The sequence below is a fragment of the Paenibacillus sp. FSL H8-0048 genome, from assembly GCF_038002825.1.
GTDB lineage: Bacteria > Bacillota > Bacilli > Paenibacillales > Paenibacillaceae > Paenibacillus_AQ.
The window spans coordinates 5,031,847-5,047,423 of sequence record NZ_JBBODF010000001.1; the positions used below are offsets into that span (position 1 = coordinate 5,031,847).

14 protein-coding genes are annotated in these 15,577 nt (G+C 55.6%); 4 read left to right on the top strand and 10 right to left on the bottom strand.

Annotated elements, in window-relative coordinates; all coding sequences use genetic code 11:
• The first annotated feature begins 1 nt into the window (after nt 1).
• From preA to NSU18_RS21630, 3 genes are read left to right on the top strand one after another with little or no spacing between them, the layout of a single operon-like run.
• Nucleotides 2–1,291 (top strand): NAD-dependent dihydropyrimidine dehydrogenase subunit PreA, encoded by a 1,290-nt coding sequence (preA, locus tag NSU18_RS21620; RefSeq protein ID WP_341016019.1) that lies wholly within the window; start codon nt 2–4, stop codon nt 1,289–1,291.
• A 1-nt stretch (nt 1,292) separates the two neighbouring features.
• On the top strand, nt 1,293–2,720 hold the full coding sequence (gene hydA, locus NSU18_RS21625; protein ID WP_341016020.1) for a dihydropyrimidinase: 1,428 nt from the start codon (nt 1,293–1,295) through the stop codon (nt 2,718–2,720).
• Nucleotide 2,721: 1 nt separating this feature from the next.
• The gene (locus NSU18_RS21630) at nt 2,722–2,958 is read left to right on the top strand and encodes a hypothetical protein (RefSeq protein ID WP_341016022.1); all 237 of its coding nucleotides are present in this window, start codon (nt 2,722–2,724) and stop codon (nt 2,956–2,958) included.
• A gap of 213 nt (nt 2,959–3,171) precedes the next feature.
• Here the strand turns inward: NSU18_RS21630 and NSU18_RS21635 are convergent, their stop codons facing one another.
• The 5 genes from NSU18_RS21635 to NSU18_RS21655 all read right to left on the bottom strand — a co-directional run bounded on the left by NSU18_RS21635 (nt 3,172) and on the right by NSU18_RS21655 (nt 8,714).
• On the bottom strand, nt 3,172–3,846 hold the full coding sequence (locus tag NSU18_RS21635) for a hypothetical protein (RefSeq protein ID WP_341016023.1): 675 nt from the start codon (nt 3,844–3,846) through the stop codon (nt 3,172–3,174).
• 181 nt (nt 3,847–4,027) lie between these two features.
• A complete protein-coding gene (locus NSU18_RS21640) occupies nt 4,028–4,204 on the bottom strand; it encodes a hypothetical protein (RefSeq protein ID WP_341150024.1) in 177 nt (58 codons plus the stop codon).
• Nucleotides 4,197–4,394: a hypothetical protein gene (locus tag NSU18_RS21645; protein WP_341016024.1), complete on the bottom strand. Its 198-nt coding sequence runs from the start codon at nt 4,392–4,394 to the stop codon at nt 4,197–4,199. The genes NSU18_RS21640 and NSU18_RS21645 overlap by 8 nt, the downstream gene beginning before the upstream one ends.
• An 82-nt stretch (nt 4,395–4,476) precedes the next feature.
• Nucleotides 4,477–5,595: a response regulator gene (locus NSU18_RS21650; protein ID WP_341016025.1), complete on the bottom strand. Its 1,119-nt coding sequence runs from the start codon at nt 5,593–5,595 to the stop codon at nt 4,477–4,479.
• A gap of 2 nt (nt 5,596–5,597) precedes the next feature.
• Entirely contained in the window at nt 5,598–8,714 is a 3,117-nt protein-coding gene (locus NSU18_RS21655; protein WP_341016027.1) for an ATP-binding protein, read from the bottom strand.
• Nucleotides 8,715–8,822: 108 nt separating this feature from the next.
• Here NSU18_RS21655 and NSU18_RS21660 point away from each other — a divergent pair, with 108 nt between their 5' ends.
• Nucleotides 8,823–9,461 carry a TVP38/TMEM64 family protein gene (locus NSU18_RS21660; protein ID WP_341016029.1) on the top strand — a complete coding sequence of 213 codons (639 nt, stop codon included), beginning with the start codon at nt 8,823–8,825 and terminating at the stop codon, nt 9,459–9,461.
• On the opposite strand, the gene NSU18_RS21665 is transcribed toward NSU18_RS21660, so the two are convergent.
• The 5 genes from NSU18_RS21665 to NSU18_RS21685 all read right to left on the bottom strand — a co-directional run bounded on the left by NSU18_RS21665 (nt 9,447) and on the right by NSU18_RS21685 (nt 15,505).
• A complete protein-coding gene (locus tag NSU18_RS21665) occupies nt 9,447–10,964 on the bottom strand; it encodes an aminotransferase class V-fold PLP-dependent enzyme (protein ID WP_341016030.1) in 1,518 nt (505 codons plus the stop codon). The two genes, NSU18_RS21660 and NSU18_RS21665, sit on opposite strands and share 15 nt — an antisense overlap.
• A gap of 181 nt (nt 10,965–11,145) precedes the next feature.
• A complete protein-coding gene (locus tag NSU18_RS21670; protein WP_076080972.1) occupies nt 11,146–11,622 on the bottom strand; it encodes a DsrE/DsrF/DrsH-like family protein in 477 nt (158 codons plus the stop codon).
• Between the two features lie 457 nt (nt 11,623–12,079).
• On the bottom strand, nt 12,080–12,391 hold the full coding sequence (locus NSU18_RS21675) for a hypothetical protein (RefSeq protein ID WP_341150025.1): 312 nt from the start codon (nt 12,389–12,391) through the stop codon (nt 12,080–12,082).
• 84 nt (nt 12,392–12,475) lie between these two features.
• Nucleotides 12,476–14,620, bottom strand: coding sequence for a bifunctional diguanylate cyclase/phosphodiesterase (locus NSU18_RS21680; protein WP_341150026.1), 2,145 nt, complete (start codon nt 14,618–14,620; stop codon nt 12,476–12,478).
• Between the two features lie 261 nt (nt 14,621–14,881).
• On the bottom strand, nt 14,882–15,505 hold the full coding sequence (locus NSU18_RS21685) for an acetate uptake transporter (protein WP_341016035.1): 624 nt from the start codon (nt 15,503–15,505) through the stop codon (nt 14,882–14,884).
• Between the last annotated feature and the right edge of the window lie 72 nt (nt 15,506–15,577).

Sequence of the window (15,577 nt, forward strand, 5' to 3'; positions counted from 1 at the left end):
AATGGCAGATCTCAGTATTGATTTTGCAGGCATCAAGTCACCGAATCCGTTCTGGCTGGCCTCTGCGCCGCCTACCAATACAGGCTATCAGGTGCAGCGTGCGTTCGAGGCAGGCTGGGGAGGCGCGGTGTGGAAGACGCTCGGGGAGCCGGTCATCAACACCTCGGCCCGGTTCGCCGCCGTTCATTTTGGCGGACAGCGTGTAGCGGGCTTCAACAACATTGAGCTGATTACCGACCGTCCGCTGGAGGTTAACCTGAAGGAAATCTATGAGACGAAGCGAAGATTCCCGCAGCATACGATTATTGCTTCCCTGATGGTGGAGCCGAAGCGGGAGAAGTGGCATGAAATTGTGAAGCGCGTGGAGGCCATCGGCGTAGACGGGCTGGAGCTGAATTTCGGCTGTCCGCACGGCATGGCTGAACGCGGGATGGGCGCGGCTTCGGGCCAGCAGCCTGATCTGGTACAGGCGCAGACCGCCTGGGTCAAGGAGGTAGCGACCACCCCTGTCATTGTGAAGCTGACACCGAACATCACTGACATTACCGTGGTGGCCCGGCATGCCGTCAAGGGCGGAGCGGATGCAATCAGCCTGATCAATACGATCAACAGTCTGGCCGGGGTAGACATCCACAGCTGGAATACGATTCCAAATGTCGGCGGCCAGGGAGCACACGGCGGTTATTGCGGCCCGGCTGTCAAGCCGATTGCTCTTAGCATGGTGGCGGAATGTGCCCGGGACCGTGAAGTCGGCGTGCCGATCTCCGGCATTGGCGGCATCTCCACCTGGCAGGATGTCGTCGAATTCATGCTGATGGGCTCAACCGGAATTCAGGTCTGCACAGCGGTTATGCATCATGGCTTCAGGATTGTGGAGGAGATGATCGACGGTCTGAACCATTACCTGGACGAGAAGGGACTGGCTTCGGTAACCGAGCTGATTGGCAAGTCGGTGCCCAGATATACCAACTGGGGCGATCTTGATCTTAATTATCAAGTCGTTGCGCGGATTAACGAGGAGAACTGCATCAACTGCAATAAATGCCATATTGCCTGCGAAGACGCCTCTCATCAATGCATCGATATGCTGACGAATGCGGAGGGTAAGGCGATTCTGCAAGTGCGTGAGGAGGATTGTGTAGGCTGCAATCTGTGTTCGATTGTCTGCCCGGCAGAGGGAGCCATTGATATGATAGCACTGGACAGCGGAGCGGCCCCGATGAGCTGGAATCAGCGGAGCCGGATCATCAGCGGGGTCAACGGTGCTTATTCGGAAGCGGAGGTGGGTTAAGATGAAGAAGATCATCAAGCACGGAATTATCGTTACAGCGGCGGATACGTATACGGGAGATGTCCTGATTGAGGACGGAATCATCAGCGGCATCGGCCTGAATCTGGAAGCGCCGGGAGCGGAGATCATTGATGCTTCCGGCTGTTATGTCTTTCCGGGAGGGATTGATCCCCATACCCATCTGGATATGCCCTTCGGCGGTACGGTTACCGCCGATGACTTCGAGACCGGTACGATTGCCGCTGCTTACGGCGGAACCACTACGGTGATCGATTTCTGCCTGACCACGAAGGGGCAGCCGCTCCAGCAGGCCGTAGATACCTGGCATCACAAATCGCAGGATAAAGCGGTCATTGACTACAGCTTCCACCTGATGGTGTCAGAGCTGAATGACAATGTGCTCAGCGAGCTGCCGCAGATTATTGAGCAGGAGGGCATCACCTCGCTGAAGGTGTTCATGGCCTACAAGAACACCTTCCAGGCCGACGACGGAGTTCTGTATAAGACGCTTCAGGCGGCGAAGCGCGAAGGGGCGCTGGTCATGGTGCATGCCGAGAACGGCGATGTTATCGAATATCTGGTGGATCAGGCGCTGGCCGCAGGCAATACCGATCCGCTCTATCATGCGCTGACCCGTCCCCCTGAACTGGAGGGTGAGGCGACTGGCCGGGCAGCTTATTTGACCGGGCTGACGGATTCACAGCTCTATGTGGTGCATGTCACCTGCGCCGAGGCGGCCTGGAAGATTGCCGAAGCCCGCAAGAAAGGGCTTCGTGTCTACGGCGAGACCTGTCCGCAGTATCTGGTGCTCGATCAGTCGGCGCTGGCGAAGCCGGATTTCGAAGGCGCCAAGTATGTCTGGTCTCCTCCGCTGCGCGAACAGTGGAACCAGGATGTACTCTGGGATGCCCTCTGGAGCGGGACGCTGCAGACCATTGGCTCTGACCAGTGCTCGTTCAACTTCAAGGGGCAGAAGGAGCTGGGCCGGGGCGATTTCTCGAAGATCCCGAACGGTGGACCCACCATCGAGGACCGGTTCAGTGTCCTCTACTCCGAAGGGGTGCAGAAGGGCCGGATCACACTGAACAAATTCGTGGATATCATCGCCACCTCAAGCGCCAAGCTGTTCGGCTTGTTCCCGCAGAAGGGCACGATTGCCGTGGGCAGCGATGCCGATATTGTGATCTTCGACCCGGCAGTGGAGCGGACGCTGTCGGCAGAGACCCATCATATGAATGTGGACTACAATGCGTTCGAGGGGCTTACGGTCAAGGGCGAGCCGGTCTCCGTGCTGAGCCGGGGCGAGTTTGTCATCAAGGACAAGATATTCGTCGGTGCCGCAGGACAGGGGAAATACCTGCACCGCAAGCGCTTCGAGGCCGAAGCTCCCCATCCGGCACAGGCAGAAATCAGCGGAGGAGTGGTCTGAGATGTCAGCATTTGCAGAGTTCGACCGGGAACGGCAGGAAATCGACAATCTCATCGGGCTAGGTTATACCGTTGCCGGGATCTACGAGGATCTGGACGGTGCCAGGGTTACGTTCATCCGCAGTGAGCCGGCCGGCGGGCCGGTGGAGCTGCTGCTGCTCACAGCGGACGCGCGCAAGCATGTGACGACGCTGCTTGTTAGCCGAACCAGACAGACTGCTGCTGAGATTCATAGGTGAACACGCGTTACAGTGATTAATCCCCCTTATATTCCTGACGAAGGATCGACATGATTGTCAGCGATTCAAATCCACCCTCCGTCCGTATACAATCGCGGAGGGTGCCTTCCTTTTTGAAGCCGGACGCTTCATAAGTACAAGAATTATAGACGGCAGCCAATTATGTAAGGGATATGTATGTAAAAGGAGCTGCCGCTGTTGCAGGATGCGCTGCTACGTCAGACGGTTAACGGACTCCTGTGGAGAGAAGACAGAGACGGACGGGGATTGGGTAATTTCGACCCTTGCCGGAGAGTTCGCTGTGACATCGGGCGAGTAGAGATAGAAGCTGCTCGCGGCTTCGGAGGTGCGGATTCTGGTGAATTCATTGGCCAGGCTGATTGTTGAGGAGGAGGCAAGTGTAAGTTCCTTGACCCGCAGCTTGAAGGTGACCAGCGTCTGCTCTACCGCCGGAATCGTCTGCTGTCCGCTGCTTGCTTCGACCTGAATATCGATGCCGCGCATGCTTGTGTTTTTCCCGAGATAGATACTGCCATCCACAGGACTCTGGAAATTGAACTGGAACAGGTTATCGACTTCGCTTCCAGCCGTATAATTCCCTTCTGCGTAGACCGAGTGCTGCGTATATTCAAGGTTGTCGAATACCTGGCTGTCATATTGGACAATGAAGTTAAGATAGCTGTAGCCGCGGTCATTTGGCGCGAAGTCTTTTAAATGCACCAGCACGGTAACCTCTTCCCCTGGAGTATAAACCTCTTTGTCAGTGGTAACCTCAACAGACATCGCAGGTGCGGTGTTATCCGCTGCAGCCTCACGAATCATGGACATCATAAGCGGCAGTACCTTCATTCCTCTGATTGCCTGCTTGAATCTATTTCTCTTCTTCATGTTACATCCCCCATTGCCATCATAATGATGCATCCCTATGCACGAATGATCTTGTATATGAACAATGGTAACAATTGTCACTGATAAAACACTGATAAACGTCGAACCATGGCGTAAAATATCGAAAAAATGCTTGTATTATATAAAAAATTCTAAAGCTCCTCTAGCCCATGCAGGAACCTCATCTCTGCAAAAGCTGATTCGCGAGTTCTGAATCTCCATCACAACCAATCCTTTTGGCAATCTGGTCAGGATCGATAATGGTTCCAACGTAGTCCCTTAACTGGAAGCTGATTGTGCTTTTTCCAGCTCCATTAGTTCCGGCAAAAACCGTCATTACAGATTTAGATTTAGTCATGACTAACAAGCTCAGTCCGGTTACCAGCTACATCATAAGTGATTTCGAATTTTTGTCCAGTGGCATCTTCACGAATTCGTTTCCCGTTTTTTATATAATAGATGGAAGCTCCGGCCTTCTTGGCTTCTGCGACTGCATGCTGGTTGGCTTTTTTTAGTAACCGTTGCAATTCTTCTCTTTGGGGCAGCATTAGGATAGCACCTCACTTGGATATTGAGATTTATTTTAAAATAGTATAACACAATCCAATTTCCCCCTGGAAATGCCCCGGGCTATTTACCCAGCCGCTGGTATTCATCAACGAACCAGTCCGGCAAGGCGTCGCCGGTCTCTGCGATGTAGGACTCACTGAACTGGGCGAATTTGCGCTGGGCGCGCAGGGGCTTGGCGGTTTCGTAATAGATGGCGATCAGCCGCAGGGCGTAGCTCTCCTCCAGTGGCTCCAGCTCCGTCAGGCGCACGGCGTAATCTTCGGCCTCGTTAGGCCGTTCAGCCTCCATCAATCCCATAGTAAGCTGCTCCAGCAGCTTGAGGTACAGGCGGCGGTATTTGTCACGGGCGGAATATACCCAGAGGCTGTCCAGCGACTGGAGCAGGTCACCGGTGTACAGGACGGCGGCCTGCTGCATGTCCTCAAGCCTGCTAGTTTGCAGCGCAAGGGCGGCAGCTTCCTGGAATTTCTCAATGTCTCCCTCAATTCCCCCCGACTCAAGCCTGTAATTCTCCCTGCCGAAGGTCAGCTCAATCTTGTCCTCCAGCGCGGCTTTCTTCAAGGTGGTGCGGATCTGGTAGACCGTAGTATGCAGATATTGCTTGCCCTTCTCGTAGTTCCACTGCGGGAACACGTCATTGAGAATCAAGCTGACGCTGCCCTGCCTGTGAATCCACAGATAAGCAAATAATTCCTGTGCCTTATGTGTCCTCCACTTCACCAGGCCCAGAGGGCTGATTAGCTCATAATCCCCCAGCAGCCGGAACGAGGTTGCCTTCCCGGTTGCGGCGGTTGCCCCGGCAGCCTCCGGCGATAGGCGCTTACTGAGCAGCTTATTCCAGGTCTTCCGCAGCCGCGAAGGATCAACAGGCTTGAGCAGATAATCCATTGCAGACAGGTCGAAGGCTTCGACAGCATAATTGCGGTAGGCGGTTACGAATACGATGTCTGTGTCCGGAGAGAAGGGCAACAGCTTCTCGGCAAAAGTGAGACCGGACAGCTCCGGCATCTGGATGTCCAAGAATAGAACATCCGGCTTCAGCTCGGAAGCAGCAGTGAGGGCTTCACGCGGGTTATCGTAGGTCAGGACAGAGGATATTCCTTCACACTGGAGCAGCAGCTCCTTCATGTGATCCAGTGCCGGCCATTCGTCATCAATTACCATTACAGAGATGCTCATACTCAGAAGACCTCTTCCTTCCATGGGATTGTAATCAGTACATCTATACCTCCGCTGGCTCCCCGTGTAAGAATCAGCGGACGTCCGAACTGTGTGAGCAGCCGGCGGTTAATGTTCCGCAGGCCGATTCCGGTGCCTTCGCCATGCGGAGAACGGTAATCATCCTTCATCCATGAGGCTAGCTGTTCATCGCTCATTCCCTTCCCGTTGTCCGAGACGGTGATCAGGATATCATCCCCCTCCTGCCGGGTGGAGATGATTACCGTTCCTCCGTCGATCTTCTCCATCAGTCCGTGACGGACGGCGTTCTCCACGATGGGCTGCACAATCAGCGGCGGCAGCGGGAATTCACTGACCTCAATATGATACTCGGCATTCAGCCGCTTCCCGAACCGGGCCTGCTCCAGCGACAGATAGGCTTCGATCAGCTCCAGCTCCTTCTCGAACGGAATGGCAGTCTCCTGGTTGCTGAAGTCGAAGCTGCCGCGCAGGAAATGGCTCAGATCGTATAGCAGCTGTTGTGTCTTCTCGGTGTCACGCGTACTCATCCAGATAATTGTATTAATGGCGTTGTACAGAAAATGCGGCTTGATCTGTGCACGCAGCATGGCGATCTCCGAGCTGAGCCGCTCGGAGACAGATCGCCGTAGTTGAACCAGCGTGTTGACCCGTCCCTTCAGATCGCTCCAGATATAAGGCTTATGGATAAAATCATTGGCTCCGGCGCGGAACGCCGCCTCGTTGAAGTGAAGCTGCTGCCCGGCCGTGGCCATCAGGATCGGCAGGTCCAGCGGGGTATAGGTCTGGCGGATGATCCTGCACAGCGCAAGGCCCGACATTCCGGGCATCATGACATCGATCATGCAGAGATCGAAATTCCGGTCTTCAGCCAGCAGGGCCAGTGCCTCCTTGCCGCTGCTGCGGCTTGTGATATTGTAATTCTCCAGCGACAGCAGGTTGGTCAGTGCCTTGAGGCTCGCATAATCGTCATCCACGATCAGGATACGCGGCGCATAGGGCGCAGCTTGTCCGCTGGACTGCGGCGGATCAGCCGACCGGTATTTCCAGAGGTCATCCAGCATCTCTGGCTGGGTGTACTCTGGCCGCGGGAGTGTCTGCTCTGCTTGGGCGGCAGCGGCAGCTTCCGCCTGGGTGCCCGGAAGTGTGAAGGAGAATGTGCTGCCCCGGCCAACCCGGGAAGAGACGGAGATGCTCCCGCCATGCAGCTCTACCAGCTTACGGCTAATCGCAAGGCTCAGCCCGAGGCCGCCGGTCTCAAGGGAATCGGCCTCGCTGATCTGCTCATAGTCGCGGAAGATATACTCCAGCTGATCCTCGGGAATGCCCTTTCCGGTATCGGTTACAGCAATGGAGAGGAACTCCTCCTGCCAGATGGCCTCAATGACCACGCTGCCGCGGTCCGTGAATTTCAGTGCATTATCCAGCAGGCTATAGAGGATCTGCATCAGCCGCTGTTCATCGGCCTGGACCAGGAAACGGCCCGGCGGGATATGATTTTTGATGCGGATGCTGCCTTTTTTGTTCAGGAACTGGAAGACCTCAATGACAATGGAAGCCACACCCTGGATATCGACGGTCCCCCATTGCAGGCTAATGCGCTGGCGCTTGATCTGCTCGTAATCAAGAATATCCCTGACCAGGAAGGCCAGCCTTCTGCCAGTACCGAGAATCAGCCGTATATCCTCCCGCTGGGAGGGGCTTAGCGGTCCTCCGGCTCCCTCATGCATGGATAGCGCTACGTTAATGATGGCATTCAGCGGCGTACGCAGCTCGGCGGAGGTCTTCAGCAGGAACTCGTCCTTGTCCCTGTCCTTGCGCTCCAGCTGCCGGGACAGCTGCTTAATGGTCTCATAGGCATGGGCATGGCGCGCAGACAGGAACAGTCCCTCGGCAAGAATGAAGATCGGACCGGCTACCGGCGCAGTGGCATAGAGTTCAGTACCGAAGAACAGATTGCTGACTAAAGACAAGGTGAACATGACTGCGGCAATCACACCGATCAGCAGATAGTTAGAGCCGCTTTCCCTCCGCCAGGCGGCTTTTACCATGACATAGAAGGTATAGCAGACAGAGATGAAGCTGAAGGCCAGCAGCACCCCGGTAATCCGCGAATATACAGGCAGTGTGGTGAACAGTACAATGGTGCAGAAGCTCAAGGCATATACGAAGCAGATCCGTTTGAAGAGCCGGGAATAGAGTGCGGGAAATAAGGAATAAGTATAGCTGGACACGCAATAGAATCCGATTACACCCGACACCGCCTGCAGCTTGCTGAATCCTTCATAGGAGAGGGATGGAAGGTACTCGAAGAGCAGCTTCTCACTGTGAGTCAGCATATAGAGAGCGATCACGAAGCAGTAGACGGCCAACTGGAGCGAAGACTTGTCCTCTTTGCGCTGCAAGCCCTGGCCGATGAAATAGCAGCCGATAAAAGCAAAGCCTGCCACCAGCAAAGTGTCGTAGGTCCGTTTCCGCTGATCGATGGCAGCTATAGCAGCGGGAGTGCCAATCCGGATAGATTCGGCAATGCCTCCGTTTGAATAGGTGAAATTGGATGTATGTATCAGAATCTCCGCCAGGTTATCCCTGCTGTGAAAAGTCAGGGAATACGGTTGGTTGCGCGGCGTGGTAGTCTCCCGGGCTTTCCCCGGTGTTCCGCTTCCGCCCAGCCGCTCACCATTCACATATACCTCGCTGGCATTGCGGATATTGCTCACCTTGAGGGCGAAGGCAGGAACCTCCGGCGGCAGCTGAACCAGCAGACGGTAGGTTGCATATCCGTAGCGGGAGAAGCCGGTAGCCTCCGATCCCCGGCCCCATGCGCCCGGCACAGGCATATAGGCCGGTGCCTCTGCTGTTCCGGATAAGGTATCCTGCGGTTTCAGCAGCTCCTGCCAATAGAATTCCCATTCCCCTTCAAGCGGGTAGACGGCAGAATTATCGAAGGTGCAGGTGGACAAATCGGCCCAACCTGACCGTGGGCTGTTGCAGTTAGATGAGGGGCTGAGCAGGGGAATCAACACCACTGCGATGAGCAGGCCTATGCATAACAGGGCGAGCATTCTTTTGGCCAGCAGATTATAATCAAATGTTCTCATGATTTCATCATATCTCCGGCAGCTTGCGCTTGTCCAGCTTCCTTCTACTTCCCGCCGGAAGTGTTGTATAATTGAATTTCATATCGTACCCTGAGGAGCGCTGAAGAAATGTTCTTTCTAAATATTATGTCATGGCTGACCGAGGAGCGCCTGATGCAGCTGCTGGAGCAATACCGCTCGTTCGGGCCGCTGCCGGGTGTGGGGCTTACCTTCATGAAATCGTTCGTCCCCCCGCTGCCGACTATAGCGATTGTGGGGCTTAACGGAGCGGTGTACGGGTTATGGCTGGGGTTCCTGTATTCCTGGATCGGTCTGGTTGCAGGCTGCACGGTCACCTTCCTGATCATCCGCAAAATTGCCGGACATCCCTACCTCGCCAAGTGGGCCAAACGGCCCAAGGTAGCCAAAGCGATGACCTGGGTCCGCCAGAGCGGGTTCAGCTATGTGTTCCTGCTTAGTCTGTTTCCGGTGGGTCCGTTCGTGGCGATTAATATGGCGGCGGGGCTGGCCGGAATGCGGCTGCGTTCCTACCTGATTGCGCTGTGTGCCGGCAAAGCCATTATGGTATTTGCGGTATCCTACATCGGCAATGATGTGCAGCGGTTCATCCGCCATCCGGTGGAGATTATCTATGTGCTGCTGTTTATCGGAGCATCACTCTGGGGGGTTAAAGCGATTGAAGCCAGGTTTGCCCGGCTGGCGCGGGAACGGGAGCTGCGCGGCCAAGCGCCGCTACAGCGCAAATAATTCACGGATCTCCTCCACACCTTCTGTAACGCCTCTCTCTCCGGTATGAGGCCAGCTGTTGGTGACCGCATTGTAGCGGTAATCCTTACTCCATTCAGCAATATTACTGACGATAGACTGTACAGCGAAGACCATGTGCTCTATCTCCCGGTCCGTCATGATCGGGTGCAGGGACAGGCGGACCCAGCCCGGCTTCAGCGACTGGTCCCCGGCATGGATCGCCTGGATGAACGCCTGGGATTGCGCCGGGTTCAGCCCGAGCAGCTGATGGCCGTACGGACCGGCGCAGGAGCACCCGCCGCGTGCCTGAATGCCGAAGCGGTCATTCAGCAGCCGTACCGCGAGATTGTAATGAATCTCCTTCAGCGTGAAGGAGACAATGCCATGCCGCTTGCGGTGTGTGCCCTCCAGCACGGAGCAGCCGGGAATCTGCACCAGCCCCGAGAGCAGCTTCCGGCATAGCTCCTGTTCGCGGACGATCATATATTGTCCGGTTCCGTTCATCTGCTCCTTCAGCTTCACGCAAAGGGCAGTGCGGATCGCCTGCAGGAAGCCGGGAGTGCCCCCGTCCTCGCGCACTTCCACATCATCGATGTAGCGGCGTCCGCCCCAGCGGTTCACCCATACCACGGTGCCGCCGCCGGGCTCATCCGGCAGCCGGCCGTTGCTGAGCGCGGTGTCGAACAGCAGCACGCCGCCGGTTCCCGGGCCACCGAGGAATTTATGCGGCGAGAAGAAGATGGCATCCAGCTTCTCCTGCGGGTCTGCCGGATGCATATTGATCTCCTGATAAGGGGCGCTTGCTGCAAAATCCACGAAGCATACCCCGTCATGCCGGTGCATGAGTGAGGCAAGCTGATGATACGGGGTCTCGATGCCGGTGACATTGGAGCAGGCGGTGAAGGAGCCGATTTTGAAGCGGCGGTTCCGGTAGAGCTGCAGCAGCTCCCCGAGCCGCTGCAGATCCACCTCTCCGCCCGGCCCGGAGGGAACGGTAACCACATCGCCGAAGCTCTCCTGCCAGGGCAGCAGATTGGAATGATGCTCCATATGGCTGACGAAGATAACCGGGCGCTCCTCCGGTGCGCAGAGGGTTTCCTGGTTCAGCCATTCCGGCAGCTTCAGGCCCATGATCCGCAGCAGCTTGTTCACCGCGCCGGTGGTGCCGTTGCCGCAGAAGAGCAGGGCATCTGCGGGGGCGGCATTCACATGCTGCCGGATGATGCTCCGTGCTTCATGGTAAGCCAGGGTCATGGTCAGGCCCGTGGTATTGGAATCAGTATGCGGATTGCTGACATAGGGGCCGAAGCTCTCCTGTATTTTGCGCTCAATCGGCTCATACAGGCGGCCGCTGGCCGTCCAGTCGGCATACAGCAGCGGCTGCCGTCCATAGGGGGTGGAGATCAGATGGCGGCTGCCGACAGTGTGCTCACGGAATGCCGCGAAATGCTCTTGCAGTGAAGACGGCGCGTCTGCCGCAGCGGCGCGGTGGATACTCAGCACGGACAATCCCTCCAGGCAATGAATGCTCTATCATTTGAGACGGATTCCGGCAGGCACTGGTGCTGCTCAAGGCAAGTAAAGTGTGTGTCGCAGCCTCCGCATACCCGCCGGGCGTAACCGGTCCGTCTTCGTCTGCCTCAGTATATGCCCGGTGATGTAATTAGGTTAACGCCCATAACGATCAGATGAAAAGCTGAATATCGCTCTCCAGCGCATCCTTCAGATATGCGGCGGCATCGATAATCTCCACCTCGGGCAGAAGCTCCTCCGGCTTGAAGCCCATGATCTCCACCGAGAGCTTGCAGGCGTAGAACTTGATGTTCTTTTTGCGCGCGCCCTTCAGGAAATGGATCAGCTTCGGTGCTCCCTGATCCTCCATCATCTCCTCCAGCATCAGCTTGCCAAGCCCGCTGAAGTTCATCCGCGAGAGCGGCAGCTGCTCCGGTCCCTTGGGTGTAATGACATCCATCAGCTTCTCGTAGATACTCTTATCCTCCAGCGTCATAGTCTCCGGGTCCCGGACCAGAAACAGCCCCCAGAACGAGAAGAACATCGTAACCTCCACTTCAATATCCCTGGCTGCATTCGCCAGAATCAGCCCGGCCATCGCCTTGTCATACTCCCCGCTGAACATCAGCAGATTCAGTTTTTTGCCCATTCATCAGCCCTCCATCGGTATCCATAGAATGTCATTAGTATGGTTAGGGAGAGGGAAAGTATGCCTGCCGTCCGGCCGGAAGACACAGAAAAGGCTCCCTGGCGGGAGCCTGAAACGTATATATTAGCTGGTACAGCGGCGCATGGCCCGAATGTATGCGAAAAACAGCATACATGGTGCTCACATGCAGGTCGTGTGGCCGAATGTATGCGGAAAACAGCATACATGGTGCTCACATGCAGGTCGTGTGGCCGAATGTATGCGGAAAACAGCATACATGGTGCTCACATGCAGGTCGTGTGGCCGAATGTATGCGGAAAACAGCATACATTGTGCTCATCGCAGGCGCATGGCCCGAATGTATGCGAAAAACAGCATACATTTGGTGGCCGGGTTACTCCAGGTTGCCGCCCAATCCGCTATCTCTGCTCTCTGATACTAATTCGTACCGTATGCCTCAATGCCCATCCCGATGCTCAGACTCAGCCTGGCGGGCGATGTCATAGCGGCGGGCGGACAGCCAGATGCTACCGGTGAACAGGACGATCAGGCCGAGGATAATGCCGAAGCGCCAGTCCCCGGCCTTGAAGTTGAGCTGAAGGACGGTAAGCACCAGGGCGACCTGGGTCCAGACGAGGGTCCGTTTGCGGAAGGCGGTAATGTCTCCGGCCATCTTCGGCATGCCGCGGATAATCCGGTACGCCAGGAGGGCGAGGATCAGCGCAAACAGGGCGGTTCCGGCCATTTCGCCGGTGGTTAATCTATTCATGGTCTCAGAATCCTTTCGGGGTAACATCTTAATTAAGCTAATTATAACGACCGCCATACCCGCGTGCAAAGCATCCTGTCAGGATCAGGAGGCCAGCTTGCGGATCTCATCGGCAGGCAGCGGAGGGTAGAACAGGAATCCCTGAATATGCGGGCAATTATGCTGCACCAGGAAGGCCAGCTGCTCCGGCGTCTCGACCCCTTCGGCAATCAGGTCATAGCCAAGCTGCGAGGCGACGAAGACGATGGATTTAATAATGGTCTCATCTATGGAGCTGACGCCGATGCCGGTGATGAAGGTGCGGTCAATCTTGATTTTGTTCACGGGAAAATGCTTCAGGTAATTCAGCGAAGAATATTTCGTGCCGAAATCATCGATGGAGACGATGATGCCGTGATCGCGCATCTGCTGCAGCAGCGGATAATGCTCCTCCAGCAGCGCGGTGCTCTCGGTAATCTCGAATTCCAGCACACCGGTATCCAGTCCGTACTCGTCAAGCACGGCCAGCAGATTCTCAATCAGGTTACGGTTGTAGAACCAGCTGTTGGAGATATTAATTGAAGTCCGCAGCAGCGGCATCCCCAGGCTGCGCCATTCGCAGAGCTGGCGGCACACCTCACGCAGCACCCAGTCGGTCAGCTGGATCATCAGCCCGGCTTCTTCCACTGCGGTGATGAACGTCCCTGGTCCAATCAGCCCCTTCTCGGGGTGATTCCAGCGGATCAGCGCCTCTATCCCGATCATTTCCCCTGTGATGGCGTTGATCTGGGGCTGATAGTAGAGTACAAATTCTTCCCGCTCCAGCGCGGAGTGCAGATATTTGGCGATCATCGTCTTCTGCTCCAGCTTCTCGCGCAGATCCCAGTCGAAGATGAAGTAATTAGCATCCTCCTGCGACTTGGCCTGGTACATTGACATATCGGCGAATTTCAGCAGATCGTCCGTCTTCTGCGAGTGCTCGGGGTACAGGGAGATGCCGATACTGGTCGACAGGCTCAGATGCGCTCCCGAGATCAGGAGAGTCTGTGAGATCAGCGTGCTGATCCGCCCGGCGATCACAGGAATATCCGTGTGCGGCAGACCCGCGAAGATCATCACGAATTCATCTCCGCCGGTACGGGCGAACAGCTTGAAGGGCAGACCCCCGGATTTGAGCCGTCCGGCCAGGGTCTTGATCACCTGGTCCCCTGTAGAATGCCCGAGCGTATCATTAATCTCCTTGAACCGGTTCAGGTCGAAAAAGAATAAGGTATAGGTCTGCGTCGGCTCCGAGCTCTGCAGCAGACGCTCGAATTCATCCATGAAGAAGCGCCGGTTGGGGATTTCTGTCAGGCTGTCGTAATGGGCAAGCTTCTCATAGAGACGCTTGGAAATACGCAGGTCACGGGTCCGGATGCTGACCAACCGCTCCAGTTCACGGTTGAAGCGGCTCTGATACCAGAAGATATATAGAATGAAGGCAATCACCAGCAGAAAAGCAAGATCAATCCACAGCACGCTGAGCAGCACCTGCCATTTCTTGTGGGAGGGCAGGGAAATCCCCATCAGCCAGTGCTGATTGTAGGTGTTGACGGGAACCGTGAGCCGCGGGTCCAACGCAAGGGCTTTATTGCCGAACAGGAAGGTATGATCCTTGGCAGTGACATAGATATTACTATCCTTATACACGAGCTGGTTAATGATATTATCAATCTTCACGGTGACGGAGACGATGCCCTCCAGAGAGTTATCCTTATAGATGGCCTGCCGGATCACCATGCCATAGCCGCCCTGGGCAAGTGTGCGCGGACCGTCTACTGTAATGCTGCGGGAACGTAGCGTTTCTTGGATCATGCCGGGAGAGGCCAGGGAGGAGTCCAGCAGCAGGCTTCTGCCTAGCAGTGAAGAATTGCCCTCAAGCGGGTAGAGGTAGCGGATCAGACCATCCGGAGCGATCATGATATTCGTGACGTTGCTGGTGTTCTTGGCGTGTGCGGTGGCCAGGTAGCTCTGGATCAGGGCCGGATCGGCATCGAAGCCGACGGTTTGGATAAAGGAGCTGACCCCTTTCACAATGGCCACCCGTTCCTCGATGTTGGAGGCCAGCATGACCGCCTGTGAGGCCAGATCCGCCTTCTCGGCTCTATATTCCCGGGCCAGGGATACGGAATAGTAATAGAACAGGCAGAGCTGCAGGACGATAATGAAGCCGATGATGATGCTTAAAGGCTTTTTACTGAGGAAAGCCATGGATTGCCCCCGATACCGGAAAAATAAAAGCCGCAGATGTCAAAGTATATAATAAGCGGTTCCTAGACCGCAGGGAAATGTCGATAAATGTCGCTTGGGTCTCTATAGCATGTCATTATTATCGTGTTTGCGCAAGGGAATTCCTAACAAAACCCGGCTGAATCCAAAAACGGATAAACACCGTCTGCATAAAAGGGCAGTAAGCATTTATCCGAGTTTTTGGACAGAAGGGCATGGCCCTGCCCGGCAGGAAGGCCGGAGTTATTTTTTGAAGATGCCCAGCGGGGCACCCATCGGCAGGAAGGTACGTCCGAAGTGGGCGTTGAGCACAGATGCGCCGCAGCCGTAGAGGGATACGATACCGATCGCCATTTCCGATACGGCAGCCAGCTTGTGGAAGAATTCCGCAGCAACGCCGAAGGCATCCATCGAGAGACCGAGGAACAGGAAGTCGATCAGGATGAAGATAATCAGCAGTACGCGGTTCGCCTCAACGGCGCCGAGCGTCATGAAGAGTGTGAACACAAGATATCCTGCAAAAACAAATCCCAGCTGCTTGGGATCAACGCCCTCTGCCAGCACTGCACCGAACACACCGAGCTTGATCAGCCAGCTTGCTCCCATGCCGAACCAGAAGAACGCATAGGCGCCGAAGGCAGTCATGCCGAAGGTATTGTTGTGCTTGGCATCCTGGATGGATGCAAATAGCTGGGCGAAGGCTCCAAGGAAGATGGCCCATGGAATAGCATAGCTGAGACCTGTTGTAATTTCGAGCTTTTGTGAAGAAGCGACCAGGGTAACGATGGCTAGTCCGAACAAGCCGATGGCGCTCGGGTCGGCGGTAACGATTTTGACGGACTGTGAGGTGTGCGGTTGCGCTGACATAACAATGAAAGCCTCCAATTTTCATAAGTGTTCGCATAGGATAACAGCACCCTGGACCGGGTGCTGTTATCA